We start from the raw sequence: 23,608 nt of genomic DNA, 5'->3' as shown, positions 1-23,608 counted from the left end.
AGTTGGTGTATGCCTCGTGACGCTCGCGGTGCGTAGGGCTGCGCTCATTGAGCCGGTCAGTGCCGTGCTGGGTGTCGCCTTGCATGTGTGGAGGGGGTGGCGGTGGTCGTCGCGGTGGCTGACCGACAGGCCGATATCTCGGTTGTGGGGTCGGGACCGACGCGATCACGCCAGGTGTGGCGGCGAAACCTGCATACGTGGTCGGGCGGGCACGAGTGGTCGGGGTAGCGACCGGCGCGAGGGATCCGGTGGTGGGGTTGGCTTGTCCGGCGTGGCCGGTTCCTCCGCCCGTGGTCAAGATCGGGATCGCCGACCTGCCCTGGCCCGTGCCCGGACCCGACCCGCGACTACCACGGCCTACCCCCGCAGTGCTTCCCTGCATGAGCGGCCGAATCGCTTGAGCGGATCCGGTCAGGTTCGCGGAACTTCTCGTCGAAGCGGTCACGATGCGAGTGATCCCGGAGTTGCTCCCGGAGTTGCTCCCGCCGCGCCCTCGTGAGGTGTTCGGCGTGTTGGGGTTCCCGCGATTTCCCCGGTTCCTGGTGGGCGGCGTCGTGCCGCGGCCGGCTGGGGGCACTGGACATCTCCTTCGTGGTGGCCGGATTCGGCTTCGTGGGATCAGGCCCAGGCGTCGACGATGGCGGCGACGTCGGCGAGCACGTGGTTCAGCGCGGCGGGGTGGCCGGAGTTGAGCACGTTGTAGTAGTCGGGCAGCCGGGTGATGATGTCGTTGACGCAGTGCGTCACCGACTCCTGGATCTGCGCGCGGGTGCTGCCCGCCATGTCCCCCGCGGCGGTCACCAGGGCGACGATCGACTCCGCCGCCTCGACCACCATGTCCAGGTCGTCCTGTTGGGTGGTGGCGTTCTCCCGGTACAGGACGCCCGCCTCGCCGCCCCAGTCCGCGGTGTGCCGGCGAACGCTCGTGTCGAAGCGGGTGCCGGCTTCCCGGGCGAGGTCGGCCACGCGCTGCCACTTCTCCGCGTACTCGGTGACCGACGCCGGGTCCCCGGCGAACCACTGCTGGGCCTCGCGCAACGGCCGCAACTGGTCGAGCAGGCCGGGGATGTCGGTGTTCGACAACGCGTCCACCGGATCCGGGGCCGGCCCGAGCGCGGACGTGCCGCCGGGCACCACGACGCTGTCCGGGTGCGCCCAGTCGTTGCGCCGCACCGACTCCTTGAGCTCGCGGAGCTCGTCGGCGCGGCGCAGTCCCTTGGTCGGTGGGGCGGTCGTGGTCGTCAGCTCCGTCATCACGACTCCACTTCGCGGATGTGCAGCATGTCCGCGTTCGCGCGCTCGACCTCGTCGTACTCGCGAACGGTGCGGAGCATGCCGTCCTGGTGAGCGCCCACCGACTCGACGGCCCGCTCGAACGCGCCGCGCGCCTCCTCGGCCGTGGGTTTGATCGCCGCCGCCAGCGGGGCGCCGAACGGCCCGAACGCCTCCTCGGGCAGGTGCGCGTCGGACGCGGCCTGCAGTGCGTCCGCCAGCTGCTCCAGGACCGCGCCGAGGTGCTGCTGGTGCGTGACCAACGCGGTGAGGTCGACGTCGAAGCCGGGTGCGGTGCCCGGGGCGGACCCCGGTTCGAAAGTGGTCATGGTGCGGTCGTCCTCGCGGTAGGGGCGTTGCTAGTTGGCGGGCGGAGGAGTGGTCGCGGGCGGCGTGTCACCGATCACCGGGGGCGGCGGGTTCACGTCGGTCATGGCGAACAGGTCCTCGCCCTTGATGTACGAGGCCGTCTTGCGCTCTTGGTCGCCGCCCTGGCCGGCGCCGGGACCCGTGCCGCCGCCCAAGGGCGCGCCTGCCGGGGGTGTGCCGCCGTGACCACCGGGCATGCCGAGCTGCGGTCCCCCTCCGGTGGGCGCGGACACGGCACCGGGCGGTGGGCTCACGCTGCTGTAGGTGGACAGCGCACCGGGCGGCAGGGGGCCGTTGCCGGGACCGGGGCTCGGTGACGAACCGCCGCCGCCGAACCCACCACCGCCGACGCCACCACCGCCACCGCCACTACTGCGGGTGAACAGGTCGGGCGGGTTGACCGGCAGCAGTTTGTGCAGGGCACGGTCGGTCGCGGGACGAGTGGTGCTCAGGTCGGTTTCGAGCCGATTGCGGACGTTCGCGGCCCTGGTGTCGCCGGGGAACTGGGCTCCGGGGATCTGGGTGACGGGCAGGTGCGGTCGTGGCGGCGTGAACGGGGGCGTGAACGACGCCGGAGCGGACGCCGGCACCGTGCGGCCGGACATGGACGGCGGCGTGAACGAGGGCGGCGTGAACGATGCCGGAGCGGACGCCGGCCTCGTGCTGTCGGGCATCGAGGGCAGCGGCGGCATCGACGGCGGCACGAACGACGACGGAGCGGAAGACGGCGACGTGCCACCCGGCATCGGCGGCAACGGCGGCATCGACGGCGGCACGAACGACGACGGTGCAGAAGACGGCGAGGTACCACCGGGCATCGACGGCAACGGCGGCACCGGTGGCGGCACGAACGACGACGGCGACGGCGCGGAAGACATCCCCGTGTCACCGGACATGGACGGCGGCATCATCGTTGACGGGTCGGGCACCTCGGGCGGCACGAAGGTGCCCCTGGGCGGAGCGCCGGAACCACCGGTCGTGCCGTCCGGCGACGGCATGCCACCACCGGCCATCATGGGATCCCCGGGATACCCGCCAGCACCGCTGAACATCGGGTCGCCCGGGCCACCGGCCATCATCGGATCCACGGGATACCCACCGCCGGACATCGGGTCGCCCGGACCGCCGGCCATCATGGGATCGACCGGGTACCCGCCCTCACCGCCGAACATCGGATCCCCGGAACCGCCGGCCATCATCGGATCCACCGGGTACCCGCCCTCACCGCCGGGCAACGGGTGCGGCAGCTCGCCGCCCTCGATGCTGCCGAAGCCCTGGGCGTTCTGCTCCTCCACCGCGGCGTACTCCTCAGCGGTGGCCTTGGTGCCCACGGCGGCGTTCTCCACGGCTTCGGCGGCACGCTCCAGCAGCTCGGTGATCCGCTGGGTGGTCTGCGCCATCGCGTCGGTGAAACCCTGCTTGCGGGCGGCCGGGCCGAACAGGTCCGGCGGGACCTCGATCACGCCCAACGTGGCCGCCGCCGTGCTCACCACGTCGGACGACCCGGAAAGCCGATTGCCGAAGTCGTTGATCTCTTCGCCCGTTACGCTGAAACCGGCGCCCATGCCTTGCCCTCCAAGCCCTTCTCGTTGTCCGGAGTCACGGCACCGAGGCGCCCCGAGGTGTCCTGTCCGAGCCCGGCGGCCTTCTCGAACCGCTTGAGCGCGTCGGCGATCTCCTCGCCGATGGTCTCCAGGGTGCCCATCCGCTCGGTCTGCCGACCGAGCGCGTCCTGCAGCATCGTGATGCGGCGGGCGGATTCCACCGCGGTGACCGCGGCGGCGGCGATCGACGCGGCGAGTCCGATCGCGATCGAGGCGCCGAACGTCCAGACCGCCGCCGCCATCGCGGCGCCCATAATGATGACGATGGCGCCCAGCGCGGAGGCGACCAGCTCACGGACGATCTTCCGCAGGGTGATCACCATGGAGATGGTCACGGCGGTCAACGTGCCCAGCCCCCGCACGACGTGCATGAGGCCCAGCAGCTCCTCGTGGAGCTGTTTCATGCTGGCGCGGAACGCCTCCCCGGCGTCACCCTCCCAGTCCTGGAGGGACGTGATGTCTGCCTGGTGCCCTCGCGCCAGGAAGGACAGGCCCTCGGAAGCCTCCTTCATCGAGTCCACCACGGTCTGCGCGGCGGCCGCGTCACCGTCCAACTCGTCGATGGCGTCGCGGAGGAAGCCGACCTTGTCGATCATCCAGCCGAACCCGGACGAGAAGAACTGGACGAACGGATCAGCGGGCGGGCCGCCGCCGTCACCGACGTTGTCCATGCCTTCCAGGACGTGGCCGACGATCGGCACACCTTCCTGCTTGGCCTCGTTGGCCAGGACGTTGACCTGGTGCTCGATCTCGATGGCGAACTGGCCTTCCGGCCCACCGGTGCCACCCGAGCCACCGGACGTTTCCGGCGCGGTCGTGGGCGGCTTCGTGTCGAACGTCGTCACCATGGCTCCATCTCGTCAACGGTGTCGTCCTCGGCCGGGCGGCGTCGGGGCGCCCTGGCCGCGGGCATCGGGAGCGGCGGGGCGTGCGGCGCGGGTGCGGGTTGCCGGGGCCCCTGCTCGACCAGTTCCTCCGGGACGAACCGGTCCTTCGGTCCTTCGCCGGTCGCGGCGGCGTCCGGGACGTCCTCCGGCGGCAGGTAGGTGATGAGGTTCTTGGTCTGCTCGGTCAGCGCCGGGTCGCCGAACGGGATGAACGCCTCCGACACCCGTGCCGCCACCTGGCGCTGCGCGTCGCGGACGGTGCTCATGATCAGCGTGGTGAGCTGGGTGTGGCTGATGGCGGCGGCGCGGTGGCCGAGGCTGAGGTTGTGCAGGGCGCCGTTCGGGCCGACCGTGACGGTGACCGCGTCGTCCCGCGAGCTGAGCGTGACCACCGCGTTGTCGATGTCCTCCTTGAGCTGTGCGCTCCGGTGCTGCACGTCCTCCAGCCACGCGGCCGAACCGACCGGCGGGCTGCTGTGCGATGTCGTCATGGCGTCACCTCGTTGAGTGTCAGGTCGATGCGTGCGGTGAGGCGGTCGTTGTCGGCGGGCGCGAAGCTCACCCAGTCCCCGTCCCGCACCCCGAGGTAGCGGCCTCTCGGGGTGTCGAACCAGGTGACCACGACCGGCGATCGCCGCTGACGCCGGGAAACCCCGAACTGGCCGCCGGCATGGCGGTGGTCCGCCAGTTCGGCCAGCTCCGCCGCGTCCCGAGTGGACAGTCCGGCTCTGACCATCGTGATCCGCTCGTGGTCGTCGTCGGTGGACGCGAACGTGAACGGGTCGTCGTCCGTCGTCGGTTTCACCGCGGCGGCCATCGCCTGGTACGGCACCGACATCGCACGGCCCGGGCCGGCCTGGTTCTCCGGCAGCACCGCGACGATCGAGCCGGCGAGCGCGGTCGGGCGGATCCCGACCAGCCACAGCTCGTCCTCGCCGAACGCCGCCAGCACGCCGCCGTGCCCGTCGCGGGCCGCCACCGCCCGCAGCGGGACGCCGATGTGGCCCACCGCGTCGACGGAGACGTCGGGCCGGGCCAGCAGCCGCAACTGCCCGGCCAACCGCTCGTCCAACCCCCGGCCGGTCACCAGGCCGCGTTCGGCGAGGTCCCGGTACACCTCCTCGGCGGCCTCGGCGCGTTCCGCGGCGGTCCGGCCGACGCTGGGCACGTCCAGCGGGTAGGGCTTGGGGCCGAGGTCGAGACCGTCCCAGACGATGTCGAACTCACGGGCCGACAGCACGAAGTCCGGTGCGATCACGACCGGCCCCCTTGACCCTGCTGCTCGCCGGGCGCCCGGCCGCCGATCACCGACGGAGCCAGGTCGGCGTCGGACACCTCGAAGAACCGCTCACCACCGACGTACTTGGCCTTGCGCTCCTCGTCCTCGGCACCCTGGCCGCCGCCGGCACCGCCCGGCATCCCGCCTCCCGCCATCCCGGCCGTGCCGGGCACACCGGGACCACCAGGCATACCGGGACCGCCGGGCCTCGGGAGCGCCGGCCCGGTCCCACTGGGGCCGCTGTTGGGTGGGGTGTAGGCCATCCGGTTGCGCGGGTCGCCGTCCGCGGGCACGTTGATCGAACCCCGCGGTCCCGCCCCGCCCCGGCCGCCTTCCCCGCCACCACCGCCGCCGTTCCGCGGCATCGCGGTATCGGGTGCCGGAACGTTCGCCGTACCCCTCGAAGTCCACGGCGACGTCCCGCCCGGCCCGTGCCCATCCCGGTTCGGCAGCCTGCCCGCGGACCCACCGGGATCTCCCGCGCCGAAGCCCGGCCCTCCCGCCGAACTCTGCGGCGCCGTCCAACCGGGCCGGTGCTGATCCACAGTGGACGGACCGCCCGGGACCCCGGGACTCGGCGCGGTGAACGAGGACGTGGCGAGCACTCCCTGCGCCGCCGGACCACCGGGCTTGTGGACGTCCAGGTCCGGCATCCCGGGACTCGGCGCGGAGAACGGGAGCGCCACGACCTGTCCCGGCGATGCCGCCGGCAGTCCCAGCTGTCCCAGCGGTGCCGACGGCAGTCCCGGCGGTCCCCACTGCGCCGCCGGTGCGCCCAGCGCCGGCAGTGCCGTCGGCGACGTCGTCCCCGCCGGCTGAACGGCGTCCGGGTCGGACAGCCCTCCGCTCCCCCCGTACCCGCCCGAGTTCGGCACGTCGACGGTGACCTCCCCGGCGGGAGTTCCCACCGTCGTGCGGACAAGGGGCTCCGACGTGGTCGACAACTCGCCGTCCGCCGGACTGCTGTGCTTCCAGAGCGTGGTGGTGCTGCCGGTGACCGGGTCCGGCGGCGGGCTGAACCACGGGGAGGCGGTGTCCACCGCGCGGGACTGCTCCTCCATGCGGGCCATCACGAGGACCGCGTGGTGGTGGGCCGACGTCGCCTGATCGCTCTTGTTCTTCACGTCCACGAGCGCCGCCGCGAAACCCGCCATGCCGCCGGTCGCGAAGCCGTCGGTGAGCGTGGCGTGCCAGTCGAAGTCGACCGGTTCCGGCATGGCGGCCCTGGCCTCGGCCATGATCCGGGCCTGTTCGCCCACCCGTTGACCGAGGTCGGCGGCGGTCAGCGCGGCGACCTCGCTCCAGTCGGCGAGCTCGCGGATCGCGCCGCGGGCCGACTCGGCCGACTCCCCCTGCCAGCCCTCCTCGCCGGCGACGAGGCAGTCCCGCATCAACTGGGCGGAGTCGACCATCTCCTCGCCGAACTCCAGCCACTCCTGTGCGAGCGCGCCGGCCTGTCCGGGGTCGTTGTCGACGTGCACCGACTCGTACAGCGTGCGGTGGTCGTACGCGGCCCAGTTCCACGCCTCCGGCAACGCCACGTCGAGGTAGGGACTGACCACGGCGATCGTGTCCTCGGAGGGCACGTTCTGCGGTGCCATTCGCTTGTCCATTCTCACTGGTCGGGGCTGGTGTGCCGGGGCGTGACCCTGAGGTACGGGCCGTGCCCGTCGGCCAACCGCCGGAAGCCGTCGGCCTGGTCCTCTTCGGTCCGCCGGTACAACTTCATGGCCTCGTCGACCGCGGCGTGGGCTTCCCCCAGCACCAGGCGGTACGGCGTCAGCACGCCCGCCAACGACAGGCTGCCGTCGTCGGCGCCCGCCCGGTGCTCGAACTTGGCCGCCATCGCCTGCCCGACCGGGTTGCGACCCAGCGGCGCGCGACGGGCGAGCCGCTGTGCACCGCGCAACCAGGCGTCCACCCGGTCCATCTGGTCGCGCAACATCGACAGGACCTTGTCGCCCACTTCCGGGTCGAGCGTCAACCTGCCCGCCACGACGTTGTCGCGGATCGCGGCAACCGCGGCGATCTTCCTGCCGACCATCACCGCCTCGTCGGTGCTGACCATCGCCTGGACTCCCCTGTTCGCCTTGCCTTGGTAGGCACAGCGTCCCGTTCACGGGCGGGGAAGTCGCTGGGGCTGTCCCTCGACGTCGGGGAGTTATCCCGCGTTCGCGGGTAGGGATATCCCTACGGCACGGCGGAGCGGGCGGTCAGCGACCCGCGGCACCGGTCTCCACCATGAACCAGCGGGCGGTGTTGTCGGTGCACTCCTCGATCGTCACGGGTGCGCCCTCCGGCCAGGCCTCGTCGCGCTCCAGCGCCAGGCAACGACCGCCGCTCGCGTGGTTGCGGATCCGGACGGTCCCGCTCGCGGCGTCGCGATCCACCCACCACTGCTGGTTGTCGTCGAGGTTTCCGTTGCAGGTCGAGACGACGACCTTGGTCCCGGCCGGTTGACTGGCGAAAGCGGGCAGGTCGAAGCAGTACCGGGCGGTGTCGTTCGCGTCCCCGATGTGGGAGAACATCAGCAGGTCGCTGCCGTTCGGTCCCGCCTTGGGGTGGGGCACGGTGTAGAACCACTTCTGGTTGGCGTCCGGGTGTTCGTCGCACCTGGACTGCGTGAGGTCGTTGTTCGTCGGTGTGCCGGCGTTCGCGCCGCGGATCCCCACGCACATGTTGGTCACCTCGCTCCGGAGCTTGATCTCCCGGGGAGGTGGCTGGCCCTGCGCCGTCTTGGTGACGGACGGACGTGTGGTCTCCGAGCGGACGGAGGACGGCGCCGACTTCGAAGAGGGTGGGGCTTCCTTCGTGGACGACGGGGTGGAGGTGGTGGGCGCGGGCCCGGGCTCGGACGACGCCTTGGTGGTCGTGGTCACGGTGGTGGTCGTGGCGATCGTCTTGGACACCGTGTGCGCGGCCAGGACAACGACCAGACCGGCGGCCACGACGAGCACCGCGCCGGCCGCCAACGCCCGCAGTCGGCCTCGCCTCGGCCCGGGAGGTTGCGGCCCGACAGGTTGCGGCCCGGTGGGCGGCGGCGTCGTGGCGGAGTGGGCCGGCTCCGGGTCGGCCAACGCGCGTGCCGCGAGGGCGGCGGCGCCGAGCGCCACGGTGAACTTCGGGTGGTGGGCCGCCCGCACCGGCTTCCCGAACGCCTCGGACACCAGTTGCCGCACCAGCGGAACCCGTGACGAACCGCCCGCGAGCAGCACCGCGGACAGCTCGTCACCGCGTAACCCCGCCGACGCGACCGTGCGTTCCAGCGCGCCGACGGTCAGCTCCAGCGACGGCCGGATCACCGCGTCGAACTCCGGCCGGGTGATCGTCAGCTCGCGCGGTCCGGACGGCAGCGGCACGGTCACCGTCACGTCCGGCTCGGTGGACAGCTCGACCTTGGCGTGCACGCACAGCGCGCGGATCCGGGCCACCGCCTCGGATTCGGCCGGGTCGGCCGGGTCCAGCCGGGTGATCGCGCCGTCCAGCCGCTCGTCGAGGTGGGCGAACAGCGCGTCGTCGAGGTCCATGCCGCCGAGGTGCTCCATGCCCTCCGGCGTGCCCAGGATGTCCATGCCACCCGGTCGCACCCGCAGCACGGTGGTGTCGAGCGTGCCGCCGCCGAGGTCGTACACCGCGACCACCTCGCCGTCGCCGAGCGTGCGTTCGCGGCTGTAGTGCGTGGCCGCCGCTTCCGGCTCGGTGATCAGCCGGAAGTCCGCGACGTCGGCCAGCCTGGGCACCTCGGCGAACTGCTCCCGCCGGTAGGGGCCCCAGATCGCCGGGCAGGTCAGCACGATCGACGCGGGCGGTCCGCCCATCGCGTCGGTCACCTGGTCGAGCACGGCGCGCAGCTGCGCGGCCATCAGCGCGGTCGGGGTGTAGGCGCGGCCACCGAGCAGCAGCGGTGTCGGGTCGCCGAGCCTGCGCTTGAACCCGCGACCCAGCCGGCCGGGATCCGCCGGGGCGTCCTCGGCGGCCTCGCCGGTCAGCAGCGTGCCGTCCGGCGCGCCGTAGGCCAGCGACGGCACGACGACCTCCGGCGACAGCGGCACCACCCGTGTCCCCGCCGCGTCGGCGACCGCGGCCGACGTGAACGTGGTGCCGAGGTCGATCCCCGCGGCGTATCGCACGACGCCCCCGTGTTCATGGTCCTGCCCGCCCATCGCGCGAGTCAATCACAGGCCGGAGCGGACCGATCACACATCGACCCAGAAGGGTAGTGGGGATACCCCTACCTGCCCGAAGGGGCAGCACCCTTGCCGCCGTGATCGCCCTGCGACGAGCCTGGTCGAGTGCACTGCGTGGTCCACTGGCTCCGCCGGACCGGCGCCCTCCTGCCGGGGTCGCTCCGGCCACCCGACCGTGCCGCCGAGCGACGGCGCCACGGCATCGAGCGCACCCTGCACGACGGCGCGGTGTCCGAGATCTCCACGCTGGCGCTGGAGCTGGGCATGATCTCGGCCCTGGTCCGCGACGCGGAGGTGGAGGCGAAGCTCGCGGCCGCGCAACGCCGGGTCCAGCACGTCGTGGACCACCTGCGCCAGGTCGGGTCGGAGATCTACCCGCCCGTGCTGGCCTCCGCCGGTCTCGGGCCCGGTCTGCAGGCCGTCGCCGAACGCCGCGGGCTGTGGCTGCTGCTCGACCTGCCGCGCGGCGCACTCGACGCGGAGACCGGGTCGCGCGCCGGTCTGCTGGTCGCCGACTACTTCGCCACGTTGCGCCCCGGTAGCGTGGTGCGGGTGCGCGTACGGGGACGGCGGATCATCCGGGTGAGCATCACCGACCAGCAGCCGGGCAGCTCGCTGCGACGCGAACACCGGGCGGTGCTGCGGTGCGGGTAGCGATCGCCGAGGACGGCGCGCTGTTCCGGGAAGGCCTGGCGCTGCTGCTGGAGGCGGCCGGGCACGAGGTCGCGGGCTCGTTCGTGGACGGCGACGCGCTGGTCGCCGCCATCGCCACCGATCCGGTCGACGTCGCCGTCCTGGACATCCGGATGCCGCCCGGCCCGGAAGGCGGGCTGGTCACCGCGGAACGCGTGCGCGCCCTGCGCCCCGAGATCGGCTTGCTCCTGCTGTCGCACTACGCCGAGACGCACTACCTGATGCGCGTGCTGGAGATCGGCTCGGAGCGGATCGGCTACCGGCTCAAGGAACGCGTCGCCGGCGTGCAGGTCCTCGACGACACGCTGAGCCGGATCGCCGCCGGGGAGATCGTCATCGAGCCGGCCCTGGCCCGGCGGCTGGTCCAGGGCGGCGCCCGGCACGCCGACACCCCGATCGCCGCGCTGAGCGAACGGGAGCTGGACGTGTTGCGGCTGATGGCGGAGGGCCGCGCGAACAACGCGATCGCGGGCGAGCTGTTCATCTCGACCAAGGCCGTGGAGAAGAACATCGCGGCGATCTTCACCAAGCTCGGCCTGCCCGGTGACGCGACCGTGCACCACCGCCGCGTGCTCGCGGTGCTGGCCTACCTGCAGACAGGGCGCATCGGCGGCTCGGCACCGTGAGCGGGCGGGCGCTGGTCCCGGGGCTGCGCAGGCTCAGGTCCGGTTACCGGCCGCCGTACGAGGTGGCCGCCGCCGAGCCGCCCGAGCGGTTGACCGCCGCGCTCGTCCGCAACCTCGCCGAAGGTGTCGGCGGTGAGGTCGCCTACGCGGTGCCCGCCGGGCGCACCCACGCCGTGGTCGAGTCGTGGCCGCCCCACGTGGCCGGCGTCGTCGACGCCGTCGGTGTCGCGCAGGTCGACGGTGGCGGATCGCTGTTCGTCGTCGCGCCGAGCCGGTGGGACGACGGGGCGCGCGCGATGCTCCGCGACACCGCGGGCTGGCTCGGCACGGCCGTTCGGCTGGAGCGGCTGCGGGCCGACCGCGACGCCGCGGACCTGCGGGCGCGCCGGCTGCGCGCCGAGTCGGGCGCCGTCCGCACGCGGCTCGCGCGGGTCCGCGACCTCGAACGGCACCGGCTGGTCGGTGCGATCACCACGACGACCCTGCGCGACCTCGCCGTGGTGCGGACGTTGCTGCGCGCGGTCGCTGAAGAGGACGCCGGGCTGCAGGCGGCCCAGGAGGCGCTCGAAGACCTGATCGACGACTTCCGGGTCGTGGTGCGCGGGGTGTTCCCGGCGATGCTGCCCGACCGGGGTGCGCGCGCGGCGCTGGAGGAGCTGGCCGCGACCCTGCCGTGCCCGGTGAGCTTCACCGGCGATCTCGGGCCGCGGGTGGGCTGGCAACTGGAGTCCGGCTTCTACCACGCGGTCGCGTCCGTGCTGAACCTGTTGGCGGGCAAGGAACACGCGGTGTCGGTGGCCTTCGGCCGGGACGACGCGCTGCGGGCCCGCGTCACCGCCACCGGTCCGCTGACCACCGAGGAGCTGCGCACCGCGTTGAGCCACGACATCGAACGGGTCGCGGTCCTCGGCGGCGAGATGACCTGCGGGGTCGCCGACGGGACCGCGGTGGTCACCGTGCGGCTCGCGGAGCGGATCGAGCCGGCCGCGGTGACCAGGGTCGACCCGGCGGGCGCGGAGCGCAGCGCCATCTACCGGCAGGTGCGCGACCTGGTGCGCCAGGGGCAGGCGGCCACCGACGGGCTGCCGGAGCGGGCGGGCTGGGACGCCGTCGCGGAGCGGTTGGCCATGCCTCCCCGGCTCGCCGTCGTCGGCGCGGACCCGGGCGTCGTCGGGCGGGGTGCCGTCACGCAAGGTGCCGCCGCACAGAGTCGAGCCGAGCTGAGTGCCGCCGCGCAAGGTACCGGCGGGCAAGGTCCCGCCGAGCTGAGTGCCGCCGAGCTGAGTGCCGCCGCGCAGAGTTCCGCCGAGCTGGGTGCCGCCAAGCAGGATCCCGCCACACAGAGTCCCGCCGAGCTGGGCGTCTCCGTGTTGATGGTCGACGCGCCCGCGGACCGCGCCCTGGCCGAGGAGTTCCTCGCCGACGACGGTCCCCGCGGTGGCGTCGACGCCGTGCTGTGCCAGTCCGCGCCGACGCGGGAGTTCCGCGAAGCACTGAGGGCCGGGCGGCACCGGGTGGCGCTGGCCGAGGCGGGCTCGTCGGTGGCGCTGGCCTCGGCACTGGCCGCACGGGGTCCGGTCATCGCCGCACGCCGGGCGGTCCGGGCGATGGCCGGGCTGGTCCGCGCACTGCCCGGCGATCACCCGCTGCGCTGGGCGGTCGAACGGGTGGGCGTCGACGCGCACGAGTTCGCCGAACTGGACCTGCTGGACGACCTCGACCGCAGCGCCCTACTGCGTGGCGTCGCCTCCTCCGCGGCCCGCCTGCTCGGCGCGGACGGCGTCGACCCGCGCAGCAGGCTCGGTCTGCCCGAGAACGCGGCCACCGCCGAGATCACGTCCACGGCCCGCGCCGAGGTGGCCCGCTGGCGTGCGCACGCCGAGCACCCCGCGACCGGCGGCCGCGACCGCGCCGCGTGCGAGGTCCTCGTGCGCACCGCGGAAGGCCTGCTCGCCCCGTGAACCCTCAGAAGGGGACGAGGCCGCTGACCGTGGTGCCCGCACCCGGCGCGGAGCGGACCTCGACAACGCCGCCGACCGACGCGGCCCGCGCGGCGAGGTTGGGCAGGACCGCGTTCGGCGCCGCCACGGCGAATCCCGGCCCGTCGTCGGCGACGGTGAACTCCAAGCCCCGGTAGCCGTCCCGCACGGTGACCGTGACCCGCGCGCCCTCGGCGTGCTTGCGCGCGTTGTTCACCGCTTCCAGGACGACGAAGTAGACCGCCGACTCGACCGGCGCCGGATAACGGCGGCGCAGGCCCGCGCTGTCGAGCGTGACGGTGTCGTGCCGGGCCAGCTCGGTGCGCAACGCCGCCGCGACACCGTCGGCCACCAGCGCACCGGGGAGGATCCCGGTGGCGGTGTCGACCAGCACGCGTTCGGCTTCGTCCAGCCGTGCCACCAGGTCCGCGACGCGGTCCCGGCCGGCACCCTTGCTGATCGCGTGCTCTACGAGCGCCAGCGACATGCGCAGGGAGACCAGGTGGTGCTGCGCGCCGTCGTGCAGGTCCCGTTCCAGGCCGCGGCGCTCCTGCTCCATCTCCGCCGCCGCCCGCCACCGGTCGTCGACCAGCACCCGCGCCGCGGCGTCGCCGTCACGGCGGAGCCGGTCGGTCTCCTCGGCGAGCCGGATGGCCTCGACCGGCGCGCCGAGCACGGCGGCGACGGCGGACAGCGGGCCGACCGACTCCGGGGTGACGGCCAGGACGCCCGGCACGACACCGCCGTAGCCGATGTGGTGTTCCCGCCACGGCCCGTCGCCGTCGCCCCACTGGTGCCGGCGTTCTCCGATGACGATCGCGCAGCCGGTCGCGCCCGCCGCCTCACCGATCACGCGGGCGAGCGCGCGCGGATCCGGGTCGTGACCGTCCCGCGCCAGGTAGGCCGTGATCGCCTCGGCGATGCGCCGTTCCCGGTTGCGCACGCTTCGACGTTACCCAGTCGCGGGTCGGCGGTCGGTGGTGCCCGCCGTCCCTGCCGGGTCGCGGCCGAGCCCGGCACCACCGGGGTGCGCCCGGGCAGGCTAGTTTGCTCGGATGAGCCTCCTCGATGACGTGGCCGAGCGTGACGGCTGGCGGTGCTGGGTGTGCGACGAACCGGTCGACCCCGGCATGTCGGTGAACGACCCGCGGGGGCCCAGCGTCGACAGCCGGACGGCCGACCGGAAGGCCAAGGTCGCCGAGCGGCTCGCGCACCGGGGGTGCAACACCCGCAAGGGCGCGGTCAAGGTGGTCATCGCCTGGCCGGACCGCCTGCACGTGGCCGAACCCGCGCCGCTGATCACCGTCGCCGGCAGGCTCGAACGCAAGGGTGGCCGCGAGATGGTGGCCCGCTGTCCGACCGAGCAGGACGCGCAGGAAGCGGCGGACTGGCTGGTGGACCGCTTCTCCCGACTGGTGCCGGGGCTGCCGGTGACCGCCGCCGTCGAGGCGGGCGGCGGCCAGTTCCTCGTCGTCCTCACCACCGGCCGCCGCTGAACGGTCCGTGGTCACCGCCGCATCCTCGGGTCGTGCGAGGGGTCGGCGTACAGGGGCGGGCAGCCGTGGTCGACGGCTTCCGGGCGCAGTTCGTAGTGCCAGGGTTCGTTTCGGTAGATCTGGCACAACCCGTACCCGGCGCCGTGTTCGGACAGCCACGCCCTGGCCTCGGCCGGCCCGATGTCGACCGCATTCCCCGACACGTGGGCGGACGTGTCCGGAGTGGCCACCCAGCGGGCCGCCGCCATTTCCGAGCCGTACTTCGAGACCGCCTCGTTGAATAGCAGTTCCTGGTATTCCGGTGAACGCCAACCGCCATTCACGAAGAACTCCACGCCGTCGGCCGCGGCATCGGTCGCGGCACGGCGCAGCGCAGCGAGCAGAGCGGGATCGAGGTTGACCACGGCCGGAATCCCGTCGTCGAAGACCGGCACGGGGTCGGGCACAGCGCCATGTGCGCGGCGGATCGCCGAGGACGCCGGCAATCGGGCGTGACGGGTCGCGGTGCGTGTTGGTTCGCTGTGGCGCATGCCACCAATGAAGGCGACGCGGTGTTGCCGGGGCGTTTGAACTTTTCGATATGCCGACGATATGCACCCGCCCGTAACATCGGGGCATGCGCGTTTTGGTCGTCGAGGACGAGCCCTATCTGGCCGAGGCCATCCGCGATGGGCTGCGCCTGCAGGCGATCGCCGCCGACATCGCCGGTGACGGCGACACCGCGCTGGAGCTGTTGGGCATCAACTCCTACGACATCGCCGTCCTCGACCGCGACATCCCCGGCCCCTCCGGTGACGAGGTCGCCGAGAGCATCGTCGCGTCCGGCAGCGGCATGCCGATCCTGATGCTCACCGCCGCCGACCGGCTCGACGACAAGGCGTCCGGGTTCGAGCTCGGCGCCGACGACTACCTCACCAAGCCGTTCGAGCTCCAGGAGCTCGTGCTCAGGCTCAGGGCGCTCGACCGCAGGCGTGCGCACAGCCGGCCGCCCGTGCGGGAGATCGCGGGCCTGCGGCTGGACCCGTTCCGCCGCGAGGTCTACCGGGACGGCCGGTACGTCGCGCTGACCAGGAAGCAGTTCGCCGTGCTGGAAGTCCTCGTCGCCGCCGAAGGCGGTGTGGTCAGCGCCGAGGAGCTGCTGGAACGGGCATGGGACGAGAACGCCGACCCGTTCACCAACGCCGTGCGTATCACGGTGTCGGCGCTGCGCAAACGCCTCGGCGAACCGTGGGTCATCGCCACCGTCCCCGGCGTCGGCTACCGCATCGACACGGCGCCCGACGCCGGCCGTGAGGGGCGGGGCCGTGGATAGGCAGCCGGGGATGAGCGTCCGCCTCAAGCTCACCCTCAGCTACGCCGGGTTCCTCATGATCGCCGGCGGCCTGCTGCTCACGGTCGTCTGGGTGTTCCTGCTGCGCTACGTCCCCGAGGAGATCCACACCGAGCCGCCGGGGCGGTTCCGCCCGGGCCCGTCGGTGCCCGATCGCACGGCCCTGGAGGAGGCCTTCGCCCCGAAGGCGGGCCTGGTGATGGCGCTCCTGCTGGTGTTCGGCCTGCTGGGAGGGTGGCTCCTCGCCGGCAGCATGCTCGCGCCCCTGACCCGCATCACCCACGCCACCCGCCGGGCCGCGGACGGATCCCTCTCGCACCGGATCGGGCTGGAGGGCCGCGAAGACGAGTTCCGCGAGCTCGCCGACGCCTTCGACACGATGCTCGCGCGGCTCGAAGCGCACGACGCCGAGCAGCAGAGGTTCGCCGCCAACGCGTCCCACGAGCTGCGCACCCCGCTGGCGATCACGCAGACGCTCCTCGACGTCGCGCGCAACGATCCGGACCGCGACGCCGACGAACTCGTCGAACGCCTCCACTTCGTCAACACGCGGGCGATCGACCTGACCGAGGCGCTGCTCCTGCTCAGCCGCGCCAACCAGCGGACCTTCACCCGGCAGCACGTCGACCTGTCCCTCGTCGCGGAAGAAGCCGCGGAAACACTCCTCCCTCTCGCCGAGAAACGCGGCCTCACCATCGAGACCTCCGGCGACGTGGCACCCACCACCGGCTCACACACGCTGCTGCTGCAGATGACGACGAACCTGGTCCACAACGCGATCGTCCACAACCTGCCGGACCGAGGCACCGTGTGGGTCACGACCGGCGTTCGCCTCAGGAACGCGGAGCTCACCGTCGAGAACACCGGTGAGAAGCTCACGCCTCAGCTGATCTCGACGTTCACCGAACCGTTCCAGCGCGGCACCCAACGCGTGCGCTCCGACCACGCCGGTGTCGGGCTCGGCCTGGCGATCGTCAAGAGCATCGCCCAAGCCCACGACGGGCACCTCACCCTCACCCCGCGGGCCGAGGGAGGGCTGCGCATCACGGTGCGGCTGCCGCTCGACTACTCGATGGGAAAGTCGAAGTAGTGGTCCGGATGGGGTTCGCCGTTCAGCGTGTAGTGCCACCACTCGCATTCGTACGCGCTGAACCCGCACGACTCCATGATCGAGCGCAGGTGCCGGCGGTTGTCCGCTTCGACCGGCGTTATCCCCGGTGCGCCGTGGTGGGAGATCGGATCCATCAAGTCGTGGTCGCCGCCCATGGCCGCGAGTTCACCGGTGGCCAGGTGGTAGAGCGTCAAGTCGACCGTGCTGCCCCGGCTGTGCCCCGACCTCGCGGCCACGTACCCCTTCTCGAACATCTCGGCGCGGTCGATGTTCGGGTAGTGCCGCTGCTTCGTCCGACCGTCCTCGGGCTGCCGCGACCAGCGCAGGAAACAATCCACGGCGCGTTGCGGGCGATAACCGTCCCAGACGAGCAGGCCGAAGCCGAGGGTCACGGCCTTGTCCTGCGCGCTCTCCAAAGCCGCGCCCAACGCCCGCGTGCCGACGACTCGGTTCACCGCGTACCCGTCCACGGGTTTGCCGGTGAAGTTGTCCCAGGTGGCGTACTTGGCGTCCCAGCGCAGGCCGGGCACGAGCTCGTCCAGGTAGACGAAGTCGTCCCTCATCGGACTTTCCCGGTCAACGCCAGCGACACGACCCGGTCGATCACCTCGCCGAGCGGCAACCCGGCGGCGGCCATCATCCTCGGGTACCGGCTGTACGAGGTCAGGCCGGGCAGGGTGTTGACCTCGTTGAGGACCACCGTGCCGTCCTCCTTCAGGAACATGTCCACGCGCGCCAGCCCGCGGCACCCCAGGGCGCGGTACACGGCCTTCGCGGTCTCCTGGACGAGCGAACGCGACTCGGCCGGGATGTCGGCGGGCACGATCGCGGTCGAGTTCTCGGACCCGGTCTCCGGCGCGCTCTCCTGGTGGATCCGGAAGAAGCCGTGGGACAGCGCGATGCGGTCCACCTCGCCGGCGACCAGCTCCGGCTCGTTCCCCAGGACGGCGCAGCCGATCTCGCTGCCGACGACCGCCTCCTCGATCAACACCTTCGAGTCGTACCGCCTGGCGGTCTCCACCGCGCTCCGCAGGTCTTCCGCCCGGGACACCTTGCCGACCCCGAAGGACGATCCCGAACGGGCCGGCTTCACGAAGACGGGATACGTCAGCCGGTCCGCGTCGACCTGCTCGTCCGCCGTGACGGTCCGGAAGTTCGGCGTCGCGATCCCCGCACCGCGCGCCACGAGGTAGGCGAGGGACTTGTCCATGCACAGGGCAGAACTTTGGACGTCACAGCCGGCGTAGGGGATGCCGGAGAGTTCCAGCAGACCCTGCATCGCACCGTCCTCGCCGAGCTTGCCGTGCAGCACGGGCAGGACCACGTCCAGGCCGATCGTCCGGTACCGCCCGTCCTCCTCCAGCACGAGCAGGCCGCGCGTGCCGCTGTCCGGCGACAGCACGACCGGCCGGCCGCCGTTCTCCCACTCCGCGTCGGGCCCGTCGCAGAGCAGCCAGGCGCCGCTCGTCGTGATCCCGATGTAGTACGGCTCGTACTTCTCGGGGTCGAGGTGCTTCGCCACCTCCCGGGCGGATTTGACCGAGACCGGGTGCTCTTCGGAGCGACCGCCGAACACAATTCCGATTTTCATATCCACAGCTGCTTTCTAAGGTCGAAGTCGCGGCAGTTGACGATGGAGTTCTCCACGGTGTCGCTCAGGGCGTGGTCCGTGTAGTAGGCCGTGTGCGGGCTGATGATCACGTTCGGCAGGGCTTGCAACCGCGCCAGCTGCGTGCCGGCAACGGGCCGATTTCCGCAGTCGGCGTAGAACATCCCTTCCTCGCCTTCGAGGACGTCCAGCGCCGCACCGCCCAATCGGCCGCTCTCCAACGCCGACACCAGGGCCTCGGTGTCGAGGAGCGCGCCCCGCCCGGTGTTGACGACGAACGCGCCGGGCTTCAGCTGCTCGATGCGCCGCCGGTTCAACAGGTGGTGCGTGTCCGCGTTCAACGGCGTGTGGAGCGTGACGATGTCGCTCTGCTGCAGCAGTTCGTCGAGGGGGACGTAGTCGGCGGACGTCCGGGGGCGGATGTCGTGGGCCAGCTTCTGGCAGCCGAAACCCCACAGCCGGTCGATGACCGCGGCGCCGATGCGGCCGGTGCCGACCACCCCGACGGTCAGGTCGCGCAGTTCCTTCCCGCGCACGTCGTGCAAACGGTAGTCGTGGGCCTCCGCACGCCTGATGACGGATTTCGCGTTCCGCAGCACCATCAGCATCAGCATCACCGTGTAGTCGGCCACGCTGTGGGGCGAGTAGGCGACGTTCTCGACGGAGATGCCGACGCTCGCCGCGTGGTCCACGTCGATGTGGTTGTAGCCGACGCTCCTCGTGGAGATGTACTTCACGCCGGCCCGGCTGAGCGCGTGCAGGGTGGCATTCGTGATCCGGCTTTTGTGGCCGACGCTGACGCAGCGGTTCCCCGAGGCCAGTTCGACGTTCGCTTCGGACACCGCCGCGTCGGTGATGGTCGGCACGACGCCGAAGCGGGGCGCCAGCTCCCGGAACAAGGCGGCCTCGTCCGGCTCGCAGCCGTACACCGTGATCCCGGTCGTCGGGCCGGCCGACGGGGACAAGGACACCGGCGATCGGGTGCGGCGGGCCGACGTCCGTGCCGGTTCGCTGTCGGTCATGCCGGACAGTCAAGACACCGCGGTGTTGCCGGCGCGTATGCGGTTTTCGATATGCCGGCGATATGTTACCGCCGGGTAGCACGTGGCACTCCGCAGCCGGGCGGTCTGCCGGGGCGAGCCGGGCGCACGAACGGGCGAGGCTTGCCGTCTGCGGGGGCGGACCGCGGCCGAACCGCTGCCGGAGGCGACGGCCTGTGGTCCGCTGGATCGCACTCGACACGAGCGAGGGAAGGCGGATCGGCGATGGCGAGAACCGTTTACGACGCGGCACTGAAAGCACACCTCACCACCGACGACAACGGCCGGGTGCGCCACATCCGGCACGACGGGCAACGGCGGCTCGTGGCCGACGAGGACCCCAAGCCGGCCGCGAGCCGGTACCTCGACGAGGTGGCCGACGTGCTGACCATCTCCCGGGAACGGTTGCGCAACCTCAACACCCCCGCGCAGAACCTCCTGCCGGTCGCGCAGGGCGTGGAGTACCGGCTGGAGGAGGAGAGACAGCGGTCCGGTGCCACCGTGCTGGGCTACTGCCAGACCTTGTTCGACATCCCGGTGTGGCGGCGCGGGCTGACCGTGAAGATCGCGCACGACCCGAACCGGGTCGTGGCCGTCACCGACAACACCGAGGAAGACCTGGAGGGCGAACTGCCACCGCCGGAGGCGGTCGAGCGCTACCGGCGGCTGTTCCCCGCCACCCCCGTCCGCGGCGCCGCGCCACCCGCCGGGGACGACACCGGGCCGTTCCTGCGATCCCTGCTGGGCGTAGGCGACCGCGCGGACGACGAGGCGGGCCTGATGAGCGGCAGGTTCGTCGTCTACAAGTACGTCGCCGACCGGCGGTTCGCGGGCCTGCCCACCGCGGACGACCAGCAGGGCGTGCCGACACTCCCCCTGCCCCCGGTGGCCGAGGGCGTCCGGGAGGGCCGCGCGCACCTCGTCGCCGAGCTGGTCTTCCGCTACGACCTGCCCGGGCACGGCGACCTGGTGTGGCTGGCCCTGGTGGAGCCGGAGACCGGCTCGGTGCTGTACCTGGAGTGCCTGACGTGCGACGTGAGCGGCCTGGTGTTCCGGCAGGACCCCAACGTCGCCACCGGGGACCTCGCCATCACCTCCGCCGCCTCGGACGCCGTCCTGGAGGACCACGACTCCCTGCAGGTGCTCCAGTCGCTCGACGCGCCCGTGGGCAACACCCAGCACCTCAGCGGCACCTACGTCGCCGTGCAGAACGTCAAGAACCCCGCCATCGCCCCGCCGACCAGACCCGCGGGCCAGGACTTCGACACGTTCGCGCCGCGCACCGACGACTTCGCCGCGGTCAACGCCTACTACCACCTGACCGAGCTGTTCCGGTACGTCGAGGACCTCGGCTTCCCCGCCTCCTCCTACTTCGACGGAACCGACTTCCCCGTCCCGGTCGACCACCGCGGCCTCGGCGACAACGGCGCCCAGCAGATCAACGCCCACTGGGGGCCCAACGGCGCGGGCGGCACCGGGCACATGTGCTACGGCCTGTGCGACGTGATGAACCTCGCCCAGCCGCTCGGCCGCGCCGTGGACCCGTGGGTGCACTGGCACGAGATGGCCGGGCACGGCTCGCTCGGCGACCACGTCGGCACCGGCCTGCTCGGCTTCGCGCACAGCACGGGCGACGGCCTGGCCGCCATCCGGCAGGACCCGGAGTCCGCGTTGCGCGCCCTCCCGGAGCGCTTCCGCTACGCGCCGTTCCGCCCGTTCATCACCGAGCGGCGCTTCGACCGGGCCGTCCCGGAGTGGGCGTGGGGCGGGCCGAACGACCCGGCGAACGTGAACTACCTGGGCGACTACCGGACCGAGCAGATCCTGGCGACCTGCCACTTCCGGCTGTACCGCTCGCTGGGCGGCGACCACACCAGCCCCGCCCGCCGTGCCTTCGCCGCCCGCGCGACCATCTACCTCATCCTGCGCGCCACCGGGAACCTCACCGCGGCGACGAACCCGACCAACATCGACCCGGTGACCATGACGCACGTGCCGGGGCGTGGCGCGCAGCTGTGGTGCGAGGAGCTGCAGGACGCCGACCTGGAGAACTGGACGTCCGAGGGCCTGTTCGGCGGCGCGTACAACAAGGTCGCGCGCTGGGCGTTCGAGAAGCAGGGCGGCTACGACGGCGCCGCGCCGGAGGTCGACGTGCACATCGACGACGGCCGGGCGGGCGAGTACCAGTTCCAGGCCGTGCACTGGCACAACCAGTCGGTGTGGAACCGGAACAGCCCAGACGGCCTGCCCGGCCACCAGAACGCGGTGCCGGGCGTAACGAACTTCGTGTACGCCAAGGTGAAGAACCGCGGCACCGCCCCGTCGGGCGAGGTCGTGGTCAAGGGCTTCCACTGCCTGCCCGGCGCCGGGCTGACCTGGCCGGTGGACTTCACGCCGATGGGTCCGGCGGCCGGGCTCGCGATCGGCGGCATCGCACCGGACAACAGCGAGGAGGTCGTCGTCGGGCCGTTCGAGTGGGTTCCCAACGAGAACGTCTTCGGGCACGACTGCGCGCTGCTGATCGCCTCCGCCGAGGGCGACCCCAGCAACGTCGACCACTTCACCGGCAACGAGACCGTCGAGGAGTGGCGGCTGGTGCCGCACGACAACAACGTGGGCCAGCGCAACATCGTCATCGTTCCCGGCGGCGGAGGCGGGGAGTCGCTGGTGAACGCGCTCGACGGCGCGGTGTTCGTCGCGGGCAACAGCCGCCCCGAGACCGCCGCGCTGCACGTGCGCGTCCGGCTGCCCGTGCTGCTGGAGCGCAAGGGGTGGCGCCTGGACCTGCCCGACGCCGCGGACCTGCGCCTGCGGCCGGGCGAGAAGCGCACCCTGCGGCTGCGCGTGGTCGCCGGCGAGGACTTCACCGCCGAGGAGGTCGGCAACACCCGGGACCGCGACCTCCAGGTCGTGCTCGACGCCGACGGTCTCGTGCTCGGCGGCATGACCTACCGCCTCGACCCCGAACTGGCCGAACCGCCCCGGTCGTGACGGTCTCGTGCTCGGCGGGCGGGTCGGAGGTGGCTGATGCGGATCACCGGTGCCGGGACCGGTCCCGGCACCGGTGGCTACGGTGACCGCCATGTCCCGGATGACGCGCCGCCGCGTCCTGGTCGGTGCGGTGGCCGTGGTGCTGGCGCTGGCCGGTCTCGGCGCCTACCTGGTGTGGCCCGCACCGACCCTCGACGCCGCGGACATCGACGCGGCGCTGCCGACCGAGCGCGACCTGCCGGGGTTCGTCGCGCACGACGGGCTCACCGGCGCCCTGTCGGTGCCGACCTCCAACGACAAGGGGCGGTCCGTGCTGACCGGCGCCGCCTTGGAGGAGCAGTGCCGGAAGTGGCGTGAGGAAGGCGACGGCTGGGCGTGCGAGCACGTGCACGGGGTGGGCATGGTCGTGCTCGAACTGTCGGAGAACGTGTTCTTCCGGGTGCTGTCCAACGTCCTCGCCTACGACGACGAGACCGCGGCGGAAGCCGGCTGGAACGGGTTGGTCACCGACATCCGCGACCGCGTCGAGGAGGAGGGCATCCCGAACGTCGAGGAGAGCAACCCCGGGTTGGGTGACGCGAGCGTGTCCTTCAAGCTCCCGGCTGCCGGCGCCACGTCCATGGCGATCCGGGTCGGCACGGTCGTGGTGGCCGCCACCGTGTGGGACGGCAGCGACCAGGTGAGCGAGCAGGACGAGCGCGACATGGTCCGGAAGTGGCCGGCGTTGCAGCTCGCGAAGATCGATCAGCTCGTGGGCTGACCGGACACAGTGGAGGTGGCGTTCATCCGTCGGGATGAACGCCACCTCCACGTCACACGGCGCCGGGGAACGGGCTAGCAGGCGCCGTTGGACTCCTTCAGGCCCGTGTTGGCGCCTGCCGTGCGGCTCACGATGCTCGGCACGCAGGTGGCCTGGTCGAGCGTGAAGCTGTAGGGGACGCTGACCGTGGTGGTCGACTTGACGTCCGGTCCGGCCGGGTTGTTCTCGCTGCCGGGGGCGGACCAGGTGACGTTGTCGAAGATGTTCCCGCTGACGTGCCAGTACCCGGCTTCGTTGGTGTAGAAGGTGCCGAGGACGTCGCGGGAGTTCTTGAAGTAGTTGTTGTCCACCTTGGCCTTCGCGCCGGCCCGGGAG

General features: G+C 72.2%; 23 protein-coding genes. 8 read left to right on the top strand and 15 right to left on the bottom strand.

The window, feature by feature from the left end:
• Positions 1–618 precede the first annotated feature (618 nt).
• The 9 genes from ADK67_RS46995 to ADK67_RS46955 all read right to left on the bottom strand — a co-directional run bounded on the left by ADK67_RS46995 (position 619) and on the right by ADK67_RS46955 (position 9,541).
• Positions 619–1,254, bottom strand: coding sequence for a WXG100 family type VII secretion target (locus ADK67_RS46995; RefSeq protein WP_053723139.1), 636 nt, complete (start codon positions 1,252–1,254; stop codon positions 619–621).
• Complete coding sequence (locus ADK67_RS46990; RefSeq protein ID WP_053723138.1) at positions 1,254–1,601, bottom strand: hypothetical protein; 348 nt, start codon at positions 1,599–1,601, stop codon at positions 1,254–1,256. The genes ADK67_RS46995 and ADK67_RS46990 overlap by 1 nt, the downstream gene beginning before the upstream one ends.
• A gap of 30 nt (positions 1,602–1,631) precedes the next feature.
• Positions 1,632–3,206, bottom strand: a complete 1,575-nt coding sequence (locus ADK67_RS46985; RefSeq protein ID WP_053723137.1) for a hypothetical protein — start codon at positions 3,204–3,206, stop codon at positions 1,632–1,634.
• Positions 3,185–4,090 carry a WXG100 family type VII secretion target gene (locus ADK67_RS46980; protein WP_157621637.1) on the bottom strand — a complete coding sequence of 302 codons (906 nt, stop codon included), beginning with the start codon at positions 4,088–4,090 and terminating at the stop codon, positions 3,185–3,187. The genes ADK67_RS46985 and ADK67_RS46980 overlap by 22 nt, the downstream gene beginning before the upstream one ends.
• Positions 4,087–4,623, bottom strand: a complete 537-nt coding sequence (locus ADK67_RS46975) for a YbaB/EbfC family nucleoid-associated protein (RefSeq protein ID WP_053723135.1) — start codon at positions 4,621–4,623, stop codon at positions 4,087–4,089. Before ADK67_RS46975 ends, ADK67_RS46980 begins: the two co-directional genes overlap by 4 nt.
• Complete coding sequence (locus ADK67_RS46970; RefSeq protein ID WP_053723134.1) at positions 4,620–5,390, bottom strand: ESX secretion-associated protein EspG; 771 nt, start codon at positions 5,388–5,390, stop codon at positions 4,620–4,622. Before ADK67_RS46970 ends, ADK67_RS46975 begins: the two co-directional genes overlap by 4 nt.
• Positions 5,387–7,012: a hypothetical protein gene (locus ADK67_RS46965; RefSeq protein WP_053723133.1), complete on the bottom strand. Its 1,626-nt coding sequence runs from the start codon at positions 7,010–7,012 to the stop codon at positions 5,387–5,389. Before ADK67_RS46965 ends, ADK67_RS46970 begins: the two co-directional genes overlap by 4 nt.
• 14 nt (positions 7,013–7,026) lie before the next feature.
• Positions 7,027–7,479 (bottom strand): hypothetical protein, encoded by a 453-nt coding sequence (locus ADK67_RS46960; protein WP_053723132.1) that lies wholly within the window; start codon positions 7,477–7,479, stop codon positions 7,027–7,029.
• A 145-nt stretch (positions 7,480–7,624) separates the two neighbouring features.
• Positions 7,625–9,541, bottom strand: a complete 1,917-nt coding sequence (locus ADK67_RS46955) for an Hsp70 family protein (protein WP_157621636.1) — start codon at positions 9,539–9,541, stop codon at positions 7,625–7,627.
• A 171-nt stretch (positions 9,542–9,712) separates the two neighbouring features.
• Between ADK67_RS46955 and ADK67_RS46950 the strand changes: the two genes are divergently transcribed.
• The 3 genes from ADK67_RS46950 to ADK67_RS46940 are packed head-to-tail and all read left to right on the top strand — an operon-like array spanning position 9,713 to position 12,878.
• Positions 9,713–10,252, top strand: coding sequence for a histidine kinase (locus ADK67_RS46950; protein ID WP_197289941.1), 540 nt, complete (start codon positions 9,713–9,715; stop codon positions 10,250–10,252).
• Positions 10,243–10,917 (top strand): response regulator transcription factor, encoded by a 675-nt coding sequence (locus ADK67_RS46945; protein WP_082404881.1) that lies wholly within the window; start codon positions 10,243–10,245, stop codon positions 10,915–10,917. Before ADK67_RS46950 ends, ADK67_RS46945 begins: the two co-directional genes overlap by 10 nt.
• Positions 10,914–12,878 carry a hypothetical protein gene (locus ADK67_RS46940; protein WP_053723129.1) on the top strand — a complete coding sequence of 655 codons (1,965 nt, stop codon included), beginning with the start codon at positions 10,914–10,916 and terminating at the stop codon, positions 12,876–12,878. Before ADK67_RS46945 ends, ADK67_RS46940 begins: the two co-directional genes overlap by 4 nt.
• A 4-nt stretch (positions 12,879–12,882) precedes the next feature.
• On the opposite strand, the gene ADK67_RS46935 is transcribed toward ADK67_RS46940, so the two are convergent.
• Entirely contained in the window at positions 12,883–13,839 is a 957-nt protein-coding gene (locus ADK67_RS46935) for a sensor histidine kinase (RefSeq protein ID WP_053723128.1), read from the bottom strand.
• Positions 13,840–13,951: 112 nt separating this feature from the next.
• Between ADK67_RS46935 and ADK67_RS46930 the strand changes: the two genes are divergently transcribed.
• A complete protein-coding gene (locus tag ADK67_RS46930) occupies positions 13,952–14,392 on the top strand; it encodes a hypothetical protein (protein WP_053723127.1) in 441 nt (146 codons plus the stop codon).
• Positions 14,393–14,403: 11 nt separating this feature from the next.
• On the opposite strand, the gene ADK67_RS46925 is transcribed toward ADK67_RS46930, so the two are convergent.
• Positions 14,404–14,838 carry a M15 family metallopeptidase gene (locus ADK67_RS46925; RefSeq protein WP_053723126.1) on the bottom strand — a complete coding sequence of 145 codons (435 nt, stop codon included), beginning with the start codon at positions 14,836–14,838 and terminating at the stop codon, positions 14,404–14,406.
• A 170-nt stretch (positions 14,839–15,008) separates the two neighbouring features.
• On the opposite strand from ADK67_RS46925, the gene ADK67_RS46920 reads away from it, so the two are divergent.
• Both ADK67_RS46920 and ADK67_RS46915 read left to right on the top strand, forming a co-directional pair.
• A complete protein-coding gene (locus ADK67_RS46920; protein ID WP_053723125.1) occupies positions 15,009–15,704 on the top strand; it encodes a response regulator transcription factor in 696 nt (231 codons plus the stop codon).
• Positions 15,705–15,714: 10 nt separating this feature from the next.
• Complete coding sequence (locus ADK67_RS46915; protein WP_269436188.1) at positions 15,715–16,812, top strand: sensor histidine kinase; 1,098 nt, start codon at positions 15,715–15,717, stop codon at positions 16,810–16,812.
• Here the strand turns inward: ADK67_RS46915 and vanX are convergent.
• The 3 genes from vanX to ADK67_RS46900 are packed head-to-tail and all read right to left on the bottom strand — an operon-like array spanning position 16,788 to position 19,377.
• The gene (gene vanX, locus ADK67_RS46910; protein ID WP_053723124.1) at positions 16,788–17,396 is read right to left on the bottom strand and encodes a D-Ala-D-Ala dipeptidase VanX; all 609 of its coding nucleotides are present in this window, start codon (positions 17,394–17,396) and stop codon (positions 16,788–16,790) included. The two genes, ADK67_RS46915 and vanX, sit on opposite strands and share 25 nt — an antisense overlap.
• Positions 17,393–18,424 carry a D-alanine--(R)-lactate ligase gene (gene vanA / locus ADK67_RS46905; RefSeq protein WP_053723123.1) on the bottom strand — a complete coding sequence of 344 codons (1,032 nt, stop codon included), beginning with the start codon at positions 18,422–18,424 and terminating at the stop codon, positions 17,393–17,395. Before vanA ends, vanX begins: the two co-directional genes overlap by 4 nt.
• The gene (locus tag ADK67_RS46900; RefSeq protein ID WP_442974264.1) at positions 18,421–19,377 is read right to left on the bottom strand and encodes a D-isomer specific 2-hydroxyacid dehydrogenase family protein; all 957 of its coding nucleotides are present in this window, start codon (positions 19,375–19,377) and stop codon (positions 18,421–18,423) included. Before ADK67_RS46900 ends, vanA begins: the two co-directional genes overlap by 4 nt.
• A 330-nt stretch (positions 19,378–19,707) precedes the next feature.
• On the opposite strand from ADK67_RS46900, the gene ADK67_RS46895 reads away from it, so the two are divergent.
• A complete protein-coding gene (locus tag ADK67_RS46895) occupies positions 19,708–22,473 on the top strand; it encodes a hypothetical protein (protein ID WP_053723121.1) in 2,766 nt (921 codons plus the stop codon).
• A 91-nt stretch (positions 22,474–22,564) separates the two neighbouring features.
• Positions 22,565–23,233 (top strand): hypothetical protein, encoded by a 669-nt coding sequence (locus ADK67_RS46890; protein WP_157621635.1) that lies wholly within the window; start codon positions 22,565–22,567, stop codon positions 23,231–23,233.
• A 74-nt stretch (positions 23,234–23,307) separates the two neighbouring features.
• On the opposite strand, the gene ADK67_RS46885 is transcribed toward ADK67_RS46890, so the two are convergent.
• The coding region (locus ADK67_RS46885) for a hypothetical protein (protein ID WP_442974263.1) at positions 23,308–23,608 on the bottom strand (301 nt) is incomplete at its 5' end.

Origin of the sequence: Saccharothrix sp. NRRL B-16348, from assembly GCF_001280085.1 — a bacterium.
Lineage (GTDB): Bacteria > Actinomycetota > Actinomycetes > Mycobacteriales > Pseudonocardiaceae > Actinosynnema.
This window is presented reverse-complemented; position numbering and strand designations above follow the sequence as displayed.

Bases quoted from the DNA above. Each gene is read 5' to 3' on its own strand.
- ADK67_RS46995 (WP_053723139.1), bottom strand. From the start codon at position 1,254: ATGACGGAGCTGACGACCACGACCGCCCCACCGACCAAGGGACTGCGC.
- ADK67_RS46990 (WP_053723138.1), bottom strand. From the start codon at position 1,601: ATGACCACTTTCGAACCGGGGTCCGCCCCGGGCACCGCACCCGGCTTC.
- ADK67_RS46985 (WP_053723137.1), bottom strand. From the start codon at position 3,206: ATGGGCGCCGGTTTCAGCGTAACGGGCGAAGAGATCAACGACTTCGGC.
- ADK67_RS46975 (WP_053723135.1), bottom strand. From the start codon at position 4,623: ATGACGACATCGCACAGCAGCCCGCCGGTCGGTTCGGCCGCGTGGCTG.
- ADK67_RS46965 (WP_053723133.1), bottom strand. From the start codon at position 7,012: ATGGCACCGCAGAACGTGCCCTCCGAGGACACGATCGCCGTGGTCAGT.
- ADK67_RS46960 (WP_053723132.1), bottom strand. From the start codon at position 7,479: ATGGTCAGCACCGACGAGGCGGTGATGGTCGGCAGGAAGATCGCCGCG.
- ADK67_RS46930 (WP_053723127.1), top strand. From the start codon at position 13,952: ATGAGCCTCCTCGATGACGTGGCCGAGCGTGACGGCTGGCGGTGCTGG.
- ADK67_RS46920 (WP_053723125.1), top strand. From the start codon at position 15,009: ATGCGCGTTTTGGTCGTCGAGGACGAGCCCTATCTGGCCGAGGCCATC.
- ADK67_RS46915 (WP_269436188.1), top strand. From the start codon at position 15,715: ATGAGCGTCCGCCTCAAGCTCACCCTCAGCTACGCCGGGTTCCTCATG.
- vanX (WP_053723124.1), bottom strand. From the start codon at position 17,396: ATGAGGGACGACTTCGTCTACCTGGACGAGCTCGTGCCCGGCCTGCGC.
- vanA (WP_053723123.1), bottom strand. From the start codon at position 18,424: ATGAAAATCGGAATTGTGTTCGGCGGTCGCTCCGAAGAGCACCCGGTC.
- ADK67_RS46895 (WP_053723121.1), top strand. From the start codon at position 19,708: ATGGCGAGAACCGTTTACGACGCGGCACTGAAAGCACACCTCACCACC.
- ADK67_RS46890 (WP_157621635.1), top strand. From the start codon at position 22,565: ATGTCCCGGATGACGCGCCGCCGCGTCCTGGTCGGTGCGGTGGCCGTG.